At 73.3% G+C, this 13,955-nt stretch carries 11 protein-coding genes and 1 pseudogene; 2 read left to right on the top strand and 10 right to left on the bottom strand.

The annotated features are described in order from the left end of the window. Positions 1–19: 19 nt before the first annotated feature. The 5 genes and pseudogenes from mgt to ACFYX4_RS27255 form a co-directional block, all read right to left on the bottom strand. Positions 20–1,259: pseudogene (gene mgt / locus ACFYX4_RS27275) on the bottom strand (macrolide-inactivating glycosyltransferase). A 342-nt stretch (positions 1,260–1,601) separates the two neighbouring features. Then, a complete protein-coding gene (locus ACFYX4_RS27270; RefSeq protein WP_389338721.1) occupies positions 1,602–3,332 on the bottom strand; it encodes a hypothetical protein in 1,731 nt (576 codons plus the stop codon). Positions 3,333–3,510: 178 nt separating this feature from the next. Beyond that, on the bottom strand, positions 3,511–4,101 hold the full coding sequence (locus tag ACFYX4_RS27265) for a hypothetical protein (RefSeq protein ID WP_389338718.1): 591 nt from the start codon (positions 4,099–4,101) through the stop codon (positions 3,511–3,513). Continuing rightward, positions 4,098–5,576, bottom strand: coding sequence for a sensor histidine kinase (locus ACFYX4_RS27260; protein WP_389339005.1), 1,479 nt, complete (start codon positions 5,574–5,576; stop codon positions 4,098–4,100). The genes ACFYX4_RS27265 and ACFYX4_RS27260 overlap by 4 nt, the downstream gene beginning before the upstream one ends. A gap of 23 nt (positions 5,577–5,599) precedes the next feature. Beyond that, positions 5,600–6,364, bottom strand: coding sequence for a response regulator (locus ACFYX4_RS27255; protein ID WP_389338715.1), 765 nt, complete (start codon positions 6,362–6,364; stop codon positions 5,600–5,602). Between the two features lie 140 nt (positions 6,365–6,504). Here ACFYX4_RS27255 and ACFYX4_RS27250 point away from each other — a divergent pair, with 140 nt between their 5' ends. Next, positions 6,505–7,458, top strand: coding sequence for a DUF3152 domain-containing protein (locus ACFYX4_RS27250; RefSeq protein ID WP_389338712.1), 954 nt, complete (start codon positions 6,505–6,507; stop codon positions 7,456–7,458). Between the two features lie 76 nt (positions 7,459–7,534). Here ACFYX4_RS27250 and ACFYX4_RS27245 read toward each other — a convergent pair whose 3' ends face one another. Genes ACFYX4_RS27245 through ACFYX4_RS27235 form a run of 3 tightly spaced genes read right to left on the bottom strand, consistent with a single transcriptional unit; the run spans position 7,535 to position 10,523 of the window. After that, positions 7,535–8,809, bottom strand: a complete 1,275-nt coding sequence (locus ACFYX4_RS27245; RefSeq protein WP_389338709.1) for an ABC transporter substrate-binding protein — start codon at positions 8,807–8,809, stop codon at positions 7,535–7,537. Then, positions 8,809–9,642: a carbohydrate ABC transporter permease gene (locus ACFYX4_RS27240; RefSeq protein WP_389338705.1), complete on the bottom strand. Its 834-nt coding sequence runs from the start codon at positions 9,640–9,642 to the stop codon at positions 8,809–8,811. The genes ACFYX4_RS27245 and ACFYX4_RS27240 overlap by 1 nt, the downstream gene beginning before the upstream one ends. Beyond that, positions 9,639–10,523, bottom strand: coding sequence for a carbohydrate ABC transporter permease (locus tag ACFYX4_RS27235; protein WP_389338702.1), 885 nt, complete (start codon positions 10,521–10,523; stop codon positions 9,639–9,641). Before ACFYX4_RS27235 ends, ACFYX4_RS27240 begins: the two co-directional genes overlap by 4 nt. Positions 10,524–10,700: 177 nt before the next feature. Here ACFYX4_RS27235 and ACFYX4_RS27230 point away from each other — a divergent pair, with 177 nt between their 5' ends. Continuing rightward, positions 10,701–11,564, top strand: coding sequence for a phosphotransferase enzyme family protein (locus ACFYX4_RS27230; RefSeq protein ID WP_389338699.1), 864 nt, complete (start codon positions 10,701–10,703; stop codon positions 11,562–11,564). A gap of 31 nt (positions 11,565–11,595) precedes the next feature. Here the strand turns inward: ACFYX4_RS27230 and ACFYX4_RS27225 are convergent, their stop codons facing one another. After that, the gene (locus ACFYX4_RS27225) at positions 11,596–12,318 is read right to left on the bottom strand and encodes a 3'-5' exonuclease (RefSeq protein WP_389338696.1); all 723 of its coding nucleotides are present in this window, start codon (positions 12,316–12,318) and stop codon (positions 11,596–11,598) included. A 118-nt stretch (positions 12,319–12,436) separates the two neighbouring features. After that, complete coding sequence (locus ACFYX4_RS27220) at positions 12,437–13,675, bottom strand: SAV2148 family HEPN domain-containing protein (RefSeq protein ID WP_389338693.1); 1,239 nt, start codon at positions 13,673–13,675, stop codon at positions 12,437–12,439. Positions 13,676–13,955: the final 280 nt, after the last annotated feature.

Genomic DNA, 13,955 nt, shown 5'->3' with positions numbered 1-13,955 from the left:
GGAGCCGGCGGGCCCTCACTCATGCCTGTCGTGAGGGCAGTTCGGCCTCGATGAGGTCGGCCGCGCGGCGGGTGCCGCCCTCGCCGGCGGTCTCCGCCTGGAGCTCCTTCAGCCGGTGGGCCACCTCGGGATCGTCGACGAGGGCCAGGGCGGCGGCTCGCAGGGTCTCGGCGGTGGCCTCCTCCGTCGCGATCCGCCGGGCGACGCCGAGCGCCTGGAGCATCTCCGCGTTCCCGAACTGGTCCACGGCCTGCGGTACGGCGATCATCGGGGTCGCCGTGACCAGCCCCTCCTGGCTGCCGCCCGCGCCGGCGTGGGTGACGAACAGGTCGGCCTGCTTCAGGATCGCCAACTGCGGTACCCAGGAGTGCACTTCCACGTTGTCCGGCAGGTCGCCCAGCTCGGCGGGGTCGACGTGCCGGCCGATCTGGAGGACGAGGTGCCAGCCGGGCAGCCCGGCGAACGCCTCGGCGCAGGCGCGGTAGAAGGCCGGCTGCCGGGTGAAGGCGGAGCCGAGGGAGACGAGCACGACCTTGCGCGCGTCTTCGGGCCGCGTCCACCCGCCCTCGGCGGCGCGGTCGCCCTGGCAGGCCCCGACGAAGCTGTGCACGCTCTCGTCGACCCGGTCGGCGTTCGGCTGGAGCGCCTTCGGGATGAGGACCAGGGAGCGGTCGGGGCGGCCGGCGAAGTCGTCGGGGTGCCGGGTGATCCCGTTGGCCTCCAGCCAGGCGTGGAAGCGGGCGTAGTAGGCCCGGCCGCGTTCGGTCTTCTTCGGCTCCGCCCACATCGGCTCGGCGACCTCCTGCTCGTAGCCGTCCCAGGCGACGAGGTTGGGCGAGAGGGAGACCGCGGGGACGGCCCAGCGGTGGGCCAGAACGCGGGCGGGATAGGAGGCGATGTCGTGCAGGACGAGGTCGGGTTCGTCCCCTTCGTAGGCCTCGATCAGCTGGGGCAGGGCCTGGATCGCGTCGGCGAGGAACGGCTCCACGTTGTCGAGGAGGGTGTCACCCCAGGCCGAGGGGTCGTCGTCGGGGCCGGGCAGCGTGGAGTGCCACGGCACGACCTCGGCGCCGGTCGCGGCGACCTTGTCGGCGAAGGCGGGCGGGATGGCGTAGGTGACCCGGTGGCCGCGCGCGACGAGTTCGCGGATCACTTCCAGGCTGGGGTTCACGTGGCCGTGGGCGGCGATGGAGAACATGGCGATGTGCGCGGGGTCGGTCATGCCGCCGACAGTAGACGAGACGAGACGTCTCGTGCAATCCGAATTACGTCGGCGTCCCGAATCTGCCTTTCCTCCCGAATTCGCGCGCCCCTAATCCGCCTCGCTTCCCGATTCCGCCCCGTGTCCCGAACCTGCCCTGTGTCCCGATTCCGCCCCGTGTCCCGAAACGCACCGCGTCCCTAAGCCGCCTCGCGTCCCGAATCCACCCCGTGTCCCGAATCCGCCTCGCACCCCGAAGCACGCCCCGCACCCCGAAGCACGCCTCGCAGCCCGAACCCGCCTCACACCCCGAAGCCCACCCCGCGCCCCGAACCCGCCCCGTGCCCCGAACCCAGCCCGCACTCGCCTCCGTACCGCGCGCACCCCCCGCCCCCGTCCGTCACCTTCGCGACGAGCGCATTTCGACCGAGCCGTCGGGGCCGAGCTTGCGCCAGGGGTACTCGCACACCATCCGCTTCACCGGCGCCGACTCGATGACGGCACGGTGGGGGAAGTCCCGGCAGGTGTGGCGGTCGGCGTACTTCGGGCACGTGCCGTCCGGCTTGCGGAACTGGTGGGACTCCCAGGCCATCGAGCCCACGAGCCGCTCGCCGGGCACGGTGGGCAGGTACTGGTTGGCGAAGTACGAGCCGATCATGCCGCCGGCCAGGGCCAGGGCGAGGAGCCCTCCGACGGCGGTGAACTGCCGCGTCGGCTCGCTCGCCGCCCGGCGGACCAGCGGCGCCAGTTTCCTCACCGCCAGGACGCACGCCAGGACGACGAGGGCCGTGAGCGTGACCTGGATCTGCATCATGGTGCGCGGGAAGAGCTGGATCTGCTGGTCCGCCTCCATGTGGCCGGCCAGCCAGAACCGGATGAACCACGCGCTGGCGAAGCAGGCGAGCGGCGCGACGACGACGGCCTTGCGCAGCCCGAGCGCGACGGCGACGCCGAGCCCGATCAGCGCCACGACGGCGTACACGTGCAGCCCGGCGAACTCGCCGACCCCGGGGTACTCGCCCGGCTCGTCCCAGGCCCGGTCGGTCAGCGGGGACGTGCCGATGTAGGCCGGCTCGGTCATGGCGAACCCGGAGCACCACTGGTCGCGGGTGCCCGTGGCCCCGAGCAGGATGCGCAGGTACACGCCGGCCACCAGCAGGAAGCCGGCCAGGGCGCCGCCGAGGAGGAGCAGACCGCGCAGCGGCCCCGTCCGCCAGGGGTAGAAGAAGAGACCGGCGACGATCACGCCCGGCAGCGACCACAGATGCCAGCCGGCGTAGACGAGGAAGAGCAGCCCGAGGAGGACGCCGAGGAAACCGCCGCGCAGGGCCGCACCCCGCGCGGTGAAGCGCGGCGAGGCCCGCAGCCACAGCAGCAGCTTCGCGATCAGCGGCACGAGCACGACCAGCACGAACGGGCTGTACGGCTTGAGGGGCAGGGTCTGCTGGAGCGCGGGCAGCAGTCCGACGGCGAGCGCGGGCAGCGGGCGCAGACAGGACCGCCAGGCCAGGTAGGCGGCCGGTCCGGTCAGCGCCACGAAGGCGATGAACAGCCACTTCAGCCCGAACGCGGGCTCACCGTCGAAGAGGCCGGCCTTGGCCGTGTACCCGAGGAGGTAGGGCACCGCCGGCGGGTAGAAGGCGTCCATCGAGCCGGTGTGCAGCACCTGCTCCGCCCAGCCGAGGATGCGGTTGTTGTCCGCGTACGGCCCGTTGAGCGGCCAGGGCGTGCCGCGCAGGGCGAAGACCTGGCCCGCGCCGATGAAGCCGGTGCCCAGTCCGGCGACGGCCGCGGCGGCCAGCCGGACCGTCACCGCCCGAACCCGTTCGCTCCCGCGCGCGGTCGCCCAGCCCACGACGAGCAGGATCACCAACACGACCAGCGCGAGCCGGAATTGAAGGTTCGACAGCCCGCTGACCTGACCGATGCGGGTGATCGGATTGTTGTCGACCGACCGCCCCCAGTAGGTGAAGCCGAGCGCCGTCACCACGGCGACCACGCATTCGCCGACGGCGGGGCCCCAGCGGCGGGCGAGGGTCCGGGCGAGTCGCTCGGAGGTGCGCCGGGCCGGTGTGCTGATGTCGCCGCCCGGGGCCGGCGTGACGGTCTCCAGGGGCGGAGCGATGGTCAACGGTGTCTCCAGGATGCACGGCGCGCAGGACGGGATCGCCGCCGTGAGCGAGCGTCGAGCCGGACAGGACCCGTGTGACCTTTGTGCACGCCGATGACGAGAGCATGGCCAATGACTGCACAACGCATGTCCATCGGCCCGCGTGGAGGGCGGCTGTGCCGCCGGGCGTGGAGGGCGGCTATCCCGGCGGGCAGTCCACCTCCGTCGCCTCGACACCGCGGCCGGCCGAGTCCTCCACGGTCACCGGCTTCGGCGCGGCCGTCGGGTCGGCGACGCGCTGTGCCGCGAGGGCGGTGCAGATCAGCTGGGCGGCCGCGAGGTCGTTCAACGGCCCTGCGAATTTGTTGAGTTCGATCGTCACCCGGTCGGCCGTCGTCCTCACCCGGACGAGGTCCCGCTCCTGGGCGGACGTCCCGGGGACCGGCGTGGACAGGGACGACACGTCCATGCTGGGCAGCGGGGCGGGGGCGGCCGTGTGCGTGGGCGGGAGGCCCGTCAGCGGCAGGAACGTGGTGACGCGCTGGGCGCGTTCGTCGTCGGTTGGGCCCTGGAGCAGCGCGTCGACGGCCGACTCCACGTCGATCGGCAGGGCGGTCCTGCGAGGGACGTCGAACAGGGCCCCGTCCCGCACGAGGTAGATCCGCACCCGCGGCTCCACTCCGCCGGCGGGTCGGCCCGCCTCCACCACGCCGGTCGTGGGGATGCCGCAGGAGGCGAGCGCGGTCAGAACGGGCAGGCACAGCAGGGCGGTTCGGCGCGGGGCTCTCACGGTCGGTTCTCCTGGGGCAGGTCGTCCGCGCGCAGCGGGAGTTCGACGGTGAAGACGGCGCCGCCCTCGGGCCGGTTGGCGGCGCGGACCTCGCCGCCGTGCACGCGGACGTTCTCCGCGGTGATGGCGAGGCCCAGTCCGCTGCCCTCGGTGCGGGTGCGGGCGGCGTCGGACTTGTAGAAGCGCTCGAAGACGTGCGGCAGGACCGTGTCGGGGATGCCGGGCCCGCTGTCCAGCACCTCGATCACCGCCGACCGCCCGGCGCGCGGGTCCTCGCCCTCGCCCAGGCGCAGGAGAACGGGGCGGGCGCCGTGCCGCAGGGCGTTGCCGACCAGGTTGGCGACGACGACGTCGAGGCGGCGTGGGTCGACGCGGGCGCGCAGGGCGTCGGGCGGCGGGAGTTCGGTGTCCACCAGGTCGGTCCAGGCGCGGGCGGCGAGGGTGCGGCGCAGCGACTCGGCGAGGTCGATCTCGTCGAGGTGGAGGACGGCCGCGCCCGCGTCGAAGCGGGAGATCTCCATCAAGTCGTCGACCAGCCGGGCCAGTTTGACGGTCTCCTGGCTGATCAGCCGGACGGCGGTGGCGGTGTCCGGGTCGAGGCGGGCGGCGTCCTCGTCGAGGACGTCGGTGACCGCCGACATGGCGGCCAGCGGCGTGCGCAGTTCGTGCGAGACGTCCGCGGCGAAGCGGCGGGCCCGGGCCTCCATGCCGCGCAGTTCGGCCACGGACCCCTCCAGCGCTGCGGCGGTCTCGTTGAACGTGTGCGACAGGTCGGCGAGTTCGTCGGATCCGTGCACGGCGAGCCGGGTGTCCAGCCTCCCCTCGGCGATGCTGCGGGTGGCGTGGCGCAGCGCGCGCACCGGCCGCAGCACCCCGCGCGCAGCGAGCAGCGCGAGCAGCACGGCCAGCGCCAGGGCGGGGACGGCGGCCCGTTCGACCGCGTCGACCAGGGCGTCGACGTACTTCGCCTCCGTGGTCTGGGGCACCGTGAGGTAGACCTGTACGCCGCTGGCGATGGCGCCCGCCCCGCCGGTCGCGGCGTAGGTGACCGGCATGCCGACGACGAGGGCGGGGCGCTCGCCGCTCCTCACCCGCTGGAAGACGGTCGCCCTACGGGAGTTCACGGCCTCGCGCAGGGCGGGCGTCAGTTCCGGGAACGGGTCGCCGGGGGTCGAGGTGGCGCGCAGATCGCCGTAGGCGATGAGGACGCGCCAGGTCCTGGCCGGGTCGGCGGCGGCCACCTCGGCCGCGAAGCCCTGCAACTCGTCCTCGGACAGGGGGAGGTCGAAGGCCACGGCCATGTCGTCGACCTCTTCGCGCAGCAACCTGATCACGGTGTCCTGGCTCTGCTGGAGCACGCCGGTGCGCGCCTCGCGGAAGGTCAGCGAGCCGGTGGTGGCGGCGGTGAGCGCGGCGACGAGCGCGAACGCCACCACCAACCGGACGCGCAGCCCGCGCAGTTGGGGGACCCGTATACGGGAGACCGGCAGCGCCCGCCTCACCGGGAGGCGCTTCGGGAGCCGGACGGGGACGAGGTCGGGGACGAAGACGAGGTCGGGGACGGTGACAGTGACGCGGACGCGAACCGGTAGCCGAAGCCGCGCACGGTCTGGATGTAGCGGGGCTCGCGCGGCGGCTCGCCCATCTTGGAGCGCAGCCGTTTGACGCAGGCGTCCACCAGCCGGGCGTCCCCGTGGTAGCTGTGCTCCCAGACCGCTTCCAGGAGTTGCTGCCGGCTGAACACCTGGCCGGGCGCCGCGGAGAGGGTGAGCAGCAGCCGCAGTTCGGAGGGGGCGAGCGCGACGGGCGCGCCGCGCAGGGCGACGGAGAGTCCGGCGCGGTCGACGGCCAGGTCGCCGTAGGTGTCGATCCTGGGGATTCCGCCGTCGGCGGGCGTCCCCGCGGCCCGGCGCAGCACGGCCCGGATGCGCGCCTCCAGCACGCGGGCCTGCACGGGTTTGACCACGTAGTCGTCGGCCCCGGCTTCGAGCCCTACGACGATGTCCTCGTCGTCGCCGCGCGCGGTCGCCATGACGATCGGCAGGGTCTGGTCGAGGGCGCGCATGGCGCGGCACACGTCCAGTCCGGGCATGCCGGGCAGCATCAGGTCCAGCACCACGACGTCCGGCCGGAACGACCGCAGCCTGTCGAGCCCCTCCTCGCCGGTCCCGGCGACGGCGACCTCGTGGCCGCGTCGGCGCAGCGCGAGGGCGACTCCTTCCCGTACGGCTCGGTCGTCTTCGATCAGCAGAACGCGTGGCATGGGCTCAGTATCCGTACGTCCGGGGCCCGTTCGGACCTCTGTTACCGGATGATCATATGGATCCATGGCCAGCCGGGCGTTATTACTTCGTTATCATTCGGGCCAGATTCGATCACATCCCGATCACAACCTGGACGACCATGAGCACGCACCGAACAGATCCCTTCCGCACCCGACATCGTCGGGGTGGCCCCACCCACGCCTCCGGGCGGCGTCGGACAGGGCCGCTGTGGGCGGGTCTGGCCGCGCTCACCGTCCTCGGGGCCAGCGGGTTCGCGGTCGCGGGATGGACGGACGGCGACGGGGAGACGGCCGGGGGCCGAGCCGTCCCGCCCGCCCCCGCGCGGCCCACGGACCGTTTATCTCCCGACGCCTCCCCGTCCGGCCCGGCCTCCTCGTCCGGCGCCCCGGCGGCCCCGCCGGCCGGTTCGTCCGTCGGCTCGCCCGCCGCCCCTCCTGTCGGCTCGTCCGCCGGCGACTCCCCTGATCCGTCGGCCGGTTCCGGCGGTTCCTCCACCGCGCCCGACATCCCGTCCACCGGCCCCGGCACCTTCGCCGTCGCGCCCGGCGGGAGCGCCAAGACGGGGAAGGGAAAGGTCCTGCGCTACCGGGTCGAGGTCGAGAACGGCCTCGCGCTGTCCGCCCCGGACGTCGCCGAGCAGGTGGAGGGCATCCTCGCCGACCGGCGCGGCTGGACGGCGGACGGCCGCTCGGCGTTCGAGCGGGTGTCGAGCGGCGCCACCGACTTCGTCGTGCGGGTCGCCACACCGGGGACCGTGGACAAGATCTGCGGTGAGTTCGGGCTGGACACCGGCGGCGAGGTCAACTGCAACGTGGCCGACAACGTGATGGTCAACCTCAGACGCTGGCTCCTGGCGACGCCCGTCTACGCGAACGACGTGACGGCCTACCGCGCCCTGATCGTCAACCACGAGGTCGGCCACTTCCTCGGCCATGGCCACGTCGGCTGCCCCGGCCCGGGAAAGCCCGCCCCCGCGATGATGCAGCAGATCAAGGGCATGAAGGGCTGCGTGCCCAACGTCTGGCCCTACGACGAGAAGGGGCGGCTGCTGACCGGCCCGGCCGTCCCCTGAGCCCGGCCGTCCCCTGAGCCCGGCCGCCCCCGACCCCTCGGCCCCCGGCCCACGGGCCCCGGCAGGAGGCGCGCGCTCAGCGCTGATAGCGGGCCAGCACCAGATTGCCGTCCTCCTCCAGGCGGTGCCGCAGCTCGTCGAGGTCGATCGCGCCGCTGTAGTACTCCTGGAACGCCGGGGTCGCCACCTTGTCCTTCCACTCCCGGTAGCCGCGCACCGGGAGCGCGGGCGCCGGGCGCAGCTGCGCCGCGAGCGCGACGCCGGTGGCCCAGCCGTTGTCCGCGGTGTGCAGGGCGGGGTCGGCGAGCGCCTGGGCGCCGGTGGGCAGCATCCAGTCGCCGAGGGCCAGCCGGACCATGTTCGGCGGCCGGAGCAGGAAGTCGATGAAGGCGGCGGCCTCCTCCTTGTGCGGGCTGTCCTCGGCGACGGACAGGGTCTGCGGGCTGACGCCCTGGACGAGGCCCTGCGCGCCGGCCGGGGCGGGCAGCACCTGCCAGTCGAAGCCCTCCGGCGCCTGCTGCGCGATCTGCTGGCGATAGGAGAAGCCGAGCGGGACCATCGCGTACTTGCCGGCGAAGAAGCCGGGCAGGGTGTCCGAGCCGCCGCTGCCGAGCAGCGAGCCGGGGGCGCTGCCGCCCTCGACCTGGTCGTGGACGGTGCGCGGCACGACCTCGTCGCCCGCCTCGAAACGGACCGTGACCTTGCCGTCGGCGCCCCGGTGGAAGAGCCGGCCGCCCGTCGAGAGGGAGAGGTTGAGCGTGGCGGAGACGGGGTCCTTCAGCGGCCAGGCGACCCCGTACCGGCCGTCGCCGCTGAGCCGCTCGGTGACGGCGCGGAACTCCTGCCAGCTCCACGGCCGTTCGGGGGTCGGGACGCGGACGCCGGACCGCGCAAGCCGGTCGGAGTTCGCGACCAGCACACGCGGTTCCTGGAGGAACGGCACTCCGTACACGCCGTCGCCGAAGGTCACCGTGTCCCAACCGGTCTGCGGGATGTCCGACGTGAGCCGCTCGGACAGCAGGCCGGTCAGGTCGGCGAGGTAGCCGCCGTAGGCGAAGTCGGCGAGGTCGTCGGCGGCGTCGTGGATGACGTCCGGGGCCTCGCCGCCCTCGAAGGAGGTGAGGAGCTGGTCGTGGACGCTGTCCCAACTTCTCTGTACGTACTCCACCTCGACGTCGGGATGGCGGGCGTTCCACTCCGCGACCAGCTCCTTGTTGGCCTCGACGGACTCCTCCTGCCAGGCGAGGGACTGGAAGCGCAGGGTGACCCGACCCGTGTCCGAGGCGCCGCCGTCCGTGCAGCCGGCGAGGAGGAGGGCGAGGACGAGGAGGACGGTCCACCGGGCGCGCATCAGCTCTTCACCGCCCCGGCGAGCATGCCGCCCGTGATCCGCCGCTGGACGACCGCGAAGACGACGAGCGAGGGCAGTGTGGCGAGGAACGCGGCGGCGGCCAGCGGCCCGAGGTCGGCGACGCCCTCCGCGCCGATGAAGTGGGTGAGGACGACCGGCAGGGTCTGCTTCTCCGGCGTCTTCAGCAGCACCAGCGCGAAGAAGAACTCGTTCCACGCGGTGACGAACGCGAAGAGGCCCGTGGCCACGATCCCCGGCGCGAGCAGCGGCGCGGTCACCGACACCAGGGTCCGCAGCCGCCCGGCCCCGTCGACGGCCGCCGCCTCCTCCAGCTCGACGGGCACGGCTCTGACGTAGCCGACGAGCATCCACAGCGCGAACGGCAGGGCCCACACCACGTACACCATGATCAGCCCCGCCATGCTGTCGACGAGCCGCAGGTTCTTCAGCACCAGGAACAGCGGGATGATCACCAGCACCAGCGGGAAGGCCTGGCTGACCACCACCCAGCCGGTCGCGGCGCGGGCGAGCGCGGTGCGGCGGCGGGCCATGACGTAGGCCGACGGCGTCGCGATCAGTACGGCGATCAGCGCGGCCCCGGCGGCGGCGAGCAGGGAGTTGCCCGCGGCGCGCAGCAGCGGCTGTTCGTCGAAGGCCTGCCGGAAGTTGGCGAGGGTGGGGTCGTCGGGGATCCAGCGGGGGTGCAGACTGCCCAGTTCCCGGGGGGACTTGAAGGCCGTGGAGAGCAGCCAGAGGAAGGGGAAGGCGAGGAAGACGAGATAGGCGAGCAGGGCCAGGTACTGGCCCGCCCGGCCCGCGGCGCTGGTCCTCATGCCGGGTCGCCTCCCCTGAGCCGGCCGACGAGGAACAGGGCGAGCAGTACCGAGATCACCGCGACCATCACACATCCCATCGCCGCCGCGTAGCCGAACTGGCCGTAGGTGAAGGCCTCTTCGTAGGCGAAGAGCATCGGCAGCCGGGTGCGGCCGCCCGGTCCGCCGTTGGTCAGGACATAGACCAGGGCGAAGGAGTTGACGTTCCAGATGAAGTTGAGGGCGGTGATCGCGAGGGCGACGGGGCGCAGGGCCGGCCAGGTGACCGTGCGGAAGCGACGCCAGGCGCCCGCGCCGTCCACGGCGGCGGCCTCGTGCAGTTCGCGCGGGGTGTTCTGGAGGCCGGCGAGCAGGGCGACGGTCGTCTGCGGCATCCCCGCCCAGACGCCGACGACGATCACCGCGGGCAGGGCGGTGGCGAGGCCGCTGAGCCAGTCCCGCCCGTCGCCCAGCCCGAGGTCCCGCAGCGTCTCGTTGAGGACGCCGGCGTCCGGGTTGTAGACGAGCCGCCACATGACGCCGACGACGACCTCGGGCATCGCCCACGGGACGATCGCCAGGGCGCGGGCCAGCCACCGCAGCCGTAACTCGGCGTTCAGCAGCAGTGCGAGGCCGAGGGCGAGCACGAACTGCGGGACGGTCACCCCGACCGCCCAGACCAGGCCGATGCGGAACGACTCCCAGAACAGGGTGTCGTGCCACAGGTCCCGGAAGTTGAGAGCGCCGATCCAGCGGGTGGGCTCGGTGCGGCCCGACTGGGCGTCGGTGAAGGCGAGCAGGATCCCGTACAGCAGCGGGCCGACGCTCAGCACCAGGATCGGGATCAGCGCCGGCAGCACCAGGAACCAGGCCCCGGGCCGACCGGCCCTCGGTGACGACACGGAGCGGTCCCCCCTTCCCGGCGGCTGCGGCGGGCCCCGCCATGGTCGTGAAGCCGCCGTGCGCCGTCAAGGCACCGCGCACACGGTCCGACCTGTACGAATGCGAGACTGGCCGTCGGATGGCCGAATCCCGGCGTCATCCGGACGGCGGGCCGGGAAGCGACACGGAGGCGGACCATGGACGAGGCACGGGCGCGGGACGTACTGGCCGCGGCGGGCGTGCTGCCCGGCCCGGCCGGGGACGCGCGGCTCCTCGCGCTGGGCGAGAACGCGGTGTTCGCCGCAGGTCCCCTGGTGGTGAAGGTGGGCCGCGACGCCGAACTCCTCGACCGCGCCCGGCGCGAGCTGGACGTCGCGGCCTGGCTGGAGGAGACCGGCGTCCCCGCCGTCCGGTCGGCCGAACCGAAGGCACGGCTGGTCGAGGGACACCCGGTGACGGTGTGGCGCCGGCTGCCCGACCCGGTGCGGCCCGCCGAGCCGCGGGATCTGGCCGAACTCCTGCGCCTCGTGCACGCCCTGCCCGCCCCCTCCTTCGCCCTGCCCCCGCGCGATCTGCTGGCCGGCGTGGAGCGCTGGCTGCGGCTCGCGGGCGACGCGGTCGATCCCGCGGACGCGGCGTTCCTGCGCGCGCGCCGCGACGGCTTCGCGACGGCCGCCGCCGCGCTCACCCCGCGGCTGCCGCGCGGCCCCGTCCACGGCGACGCCCTGCCCCGCAATGTGCACATCGGCCCGGACGGCCCGGTCCTGGTCGACCTGGAGACCTTCTCCGTCGACCTGCGCGAGCACGACCTGGTCGTCATGGCCCTCTCCCGCGACCGCTACGGACTGCCCGCCGACGCCTATGACTCCTTCACCCGGGCGTACGGCTGGGACGTGCGGGAGTGGGAGGGCTGCGGTGTGCTGCGCGGCGCGCGGGAGACGGCGAGCTGCGCGTGGGTCGCCCAGCACGCGCCGAGCAGCCCCGGGGCGCTGAAGGAGTTCGAGCGCCGGGTGGCGTCGCTGCGGGACGGGGACGAGTCGGTGCGCTGGCACCCCTTCTGACCGGGCCCGCCCCGCGCGGGGGCGAGGCCGCTCAGACCGGTTCGTCCGCCGGTTCCCGCACCGGCCAGGTCCCGTCGACCACCGCCTGCGCGTCGCCCTTGCGGCGCAGGAAGTCCTGGAAATCGGCGGCCCACTCGGCGTACCACTCGATCTGCCGGCGGTGCAGCTCGGCCGGGCCGAGGGCGGCGACCTTGGGGTGGCGCTCGGCTATCGCGCAGGCCAGCCGGGCCGCGGCGAGGGCGTCGGCGCAGGCGTCGTGCGCCGTGCCGAGGACGATGCCGTACTCGGCGCAGACCGCTTCGAGGTTGCGTTTTCCCCGGCGGTAGCGGTCGGCCCAGCGGTCGATGGTGTAGGGGTCGACGACCGGGGCCGGGGCCCGGCCGCCCAGCCGCTCGCGCAGCGACGGCAGGGAGTGCCGCCGCAGTTCGGCGGAGAGGAGGGTGAGGTCGAAGGCGGCGTTGTAGGCGACGACGGGCACGCCCGTCTTCCAGTACGCCACGAGGACGTCGGCGAGGGCGTCGGCGACCTCGTCGGCCGGCCGGCCCTCGGACGCCGCCCGTTCGTTGCTGATCCCGTGGACCGCGACCGCGTCCGCCGGGATCTCCACGCCCGGATCGGCCAGCCACTCCCGGCGGCCCAGGACCTGCCCGCCCTTGACCTCGATCACGGCCGCTGTGACGATGCGCGCCTCGCGCGGATCCGTCCCGGTCGTCTCCAGGTCGAAGCCGATGAGCAGCTCTCGGTGCCAGGCCATGGTGGCCCCCCTTCTCGGTGGTGCATTCCCCCAGTGGTTTCCACCTTCGCATGCACCACTGACAATCAGAGGAGCGCGTTCCGCTTACCCGGTGGACTCACAGGAGGAACCGGGCAGTTCAGGACACCGGCCGCGAATCCGCCCAGGCGAGCTCGAACTCCTCGCGATAGGCACCGAAAAGCCCGCCTTCGTCCGCCTCGCCCGACTTGACCACCCGGCTGCCGTTGCGCAGCACCAGCACCGGAGCCTCCATCCCGCGCATGCGCCGCAGATACGACTGCACGACCGCTATGCCGTCGGTGCCGTCACCGTCGACCAGGTAGGCGGTGAAGCGAGGCGTCTCGTCGTACACCTGGATCTGGAACGCGCCCGGGTCGCGCAGCCGGGAGCGGACCCTGCGCATGTGCAGGATGTTCATCTCCACGGACCGGCTCAACTCGCCGCGTTTCATGCCAAGTTCGCGTTCGCGGCGCTTCACCGCGCTGGAGGCCGGGTTGATGAACAGCAGCCGCACCCGGGCGCCGGCCTCGGCGAGCCGGATCAGCCGCCGCCCGGAGAAGTTCTGCACGAGCAGGTTGAGGCCGATGCCGATCGCGTCGAGCCGGCGCGCGCCGTCGAAGATGTCCTCGGCGGGGAACTGCCGCATCAGCCGCACCCGGTCGGGGTGGACGGCGACCACGTCCGCGTACCGCTCGCCGACGAGGTCCTCGACCGCGTCCACGGGCAGCCGGCGGGCGGAGGGGACGTCGCCGCCGGTGCCGAGGGTCTCCAGCAGCCGCGCCGAGGCGCGTTCGGCCTGGCCCAGGACCGCTTCGGACAGCGCCCGGTTGCGGGAGACGACGTTGCGGGTCACCTCCAGCTCGTCCAGGGCGAGTTCGACGTCGCGCCGGTCGTCGAGGTACGGCTCGAAGCAGGGCCAGTGCTGCACCATCAGCTCGCGCAGCTGCGGCAGCGTGAGGAAGGAGATGACGTTGTCGTCGGCCGGGTCGAGCAGATAGCCCTTGCGGCGGCTGACCTCGCGCACGGCGACGGCGCGCTGCACCCACTCCTGTCCGGCGGGGCCGGCCGCGGCGACCACCCACTCGTCGCCGTGGACGGGTTCGTAGATGGGCCGCAGCACGGCCGACACGACGGCGCGCAGCCGCTGTTCGACGAGGTTCAGCCAGATGTAGGCCCGGCCGGCCCGCTGGGCGCGGGTGCGGACCTCGCACCAGGCCTCCGCGTCCCAGTCCAGCTCCGGCCCGATGGCGCCCTCCATCGGCCGGGCCAGGGACACCGTGCCGGGCGGGACGTCTGTGGAGGAGCCTCCCTCGTGACCCTCGTCACCAGGGGGCAGCTCCAGCCCTCCCGAGCCCACCCGCGCACCGCCTTCCGCCTACCCGGGCATCCCCGTTCCAGCGTTTTTTCCCTACCATCTGCCAACGATCAAGGAAGGGTACTCCGGGAGCGGTCGGCGGTGCAGCCGGATGGACAGGTCGTTTCTCAACTGCTTGCGCGAGGGCGTCCGTTCCCGCCCGCGAGGGCGCGCGCGGTCGTCCGTCGGCGGGCGGGCTGACCACCGGGTACGACAAACGCCACTGGGCGGCGTATGCGCCGATCGGCGGGTAAGAGGTGCGTAAGCCACAGGTGGTTCCCTC

The organism is Streptomyces sp. NPDC002328, assembly GCF_042890065.1.
Classification (GTDB): Bacteria; Actinomycetota; Actinomycetes; order Streptomycetales; family Streptomycetaceae; genus Streptomyces.
The sequence above is the reverse complement of the archived record's forward strand: the minus strand, read 5'-3'. Positions and strand labels throughout refer to the sequence as shown.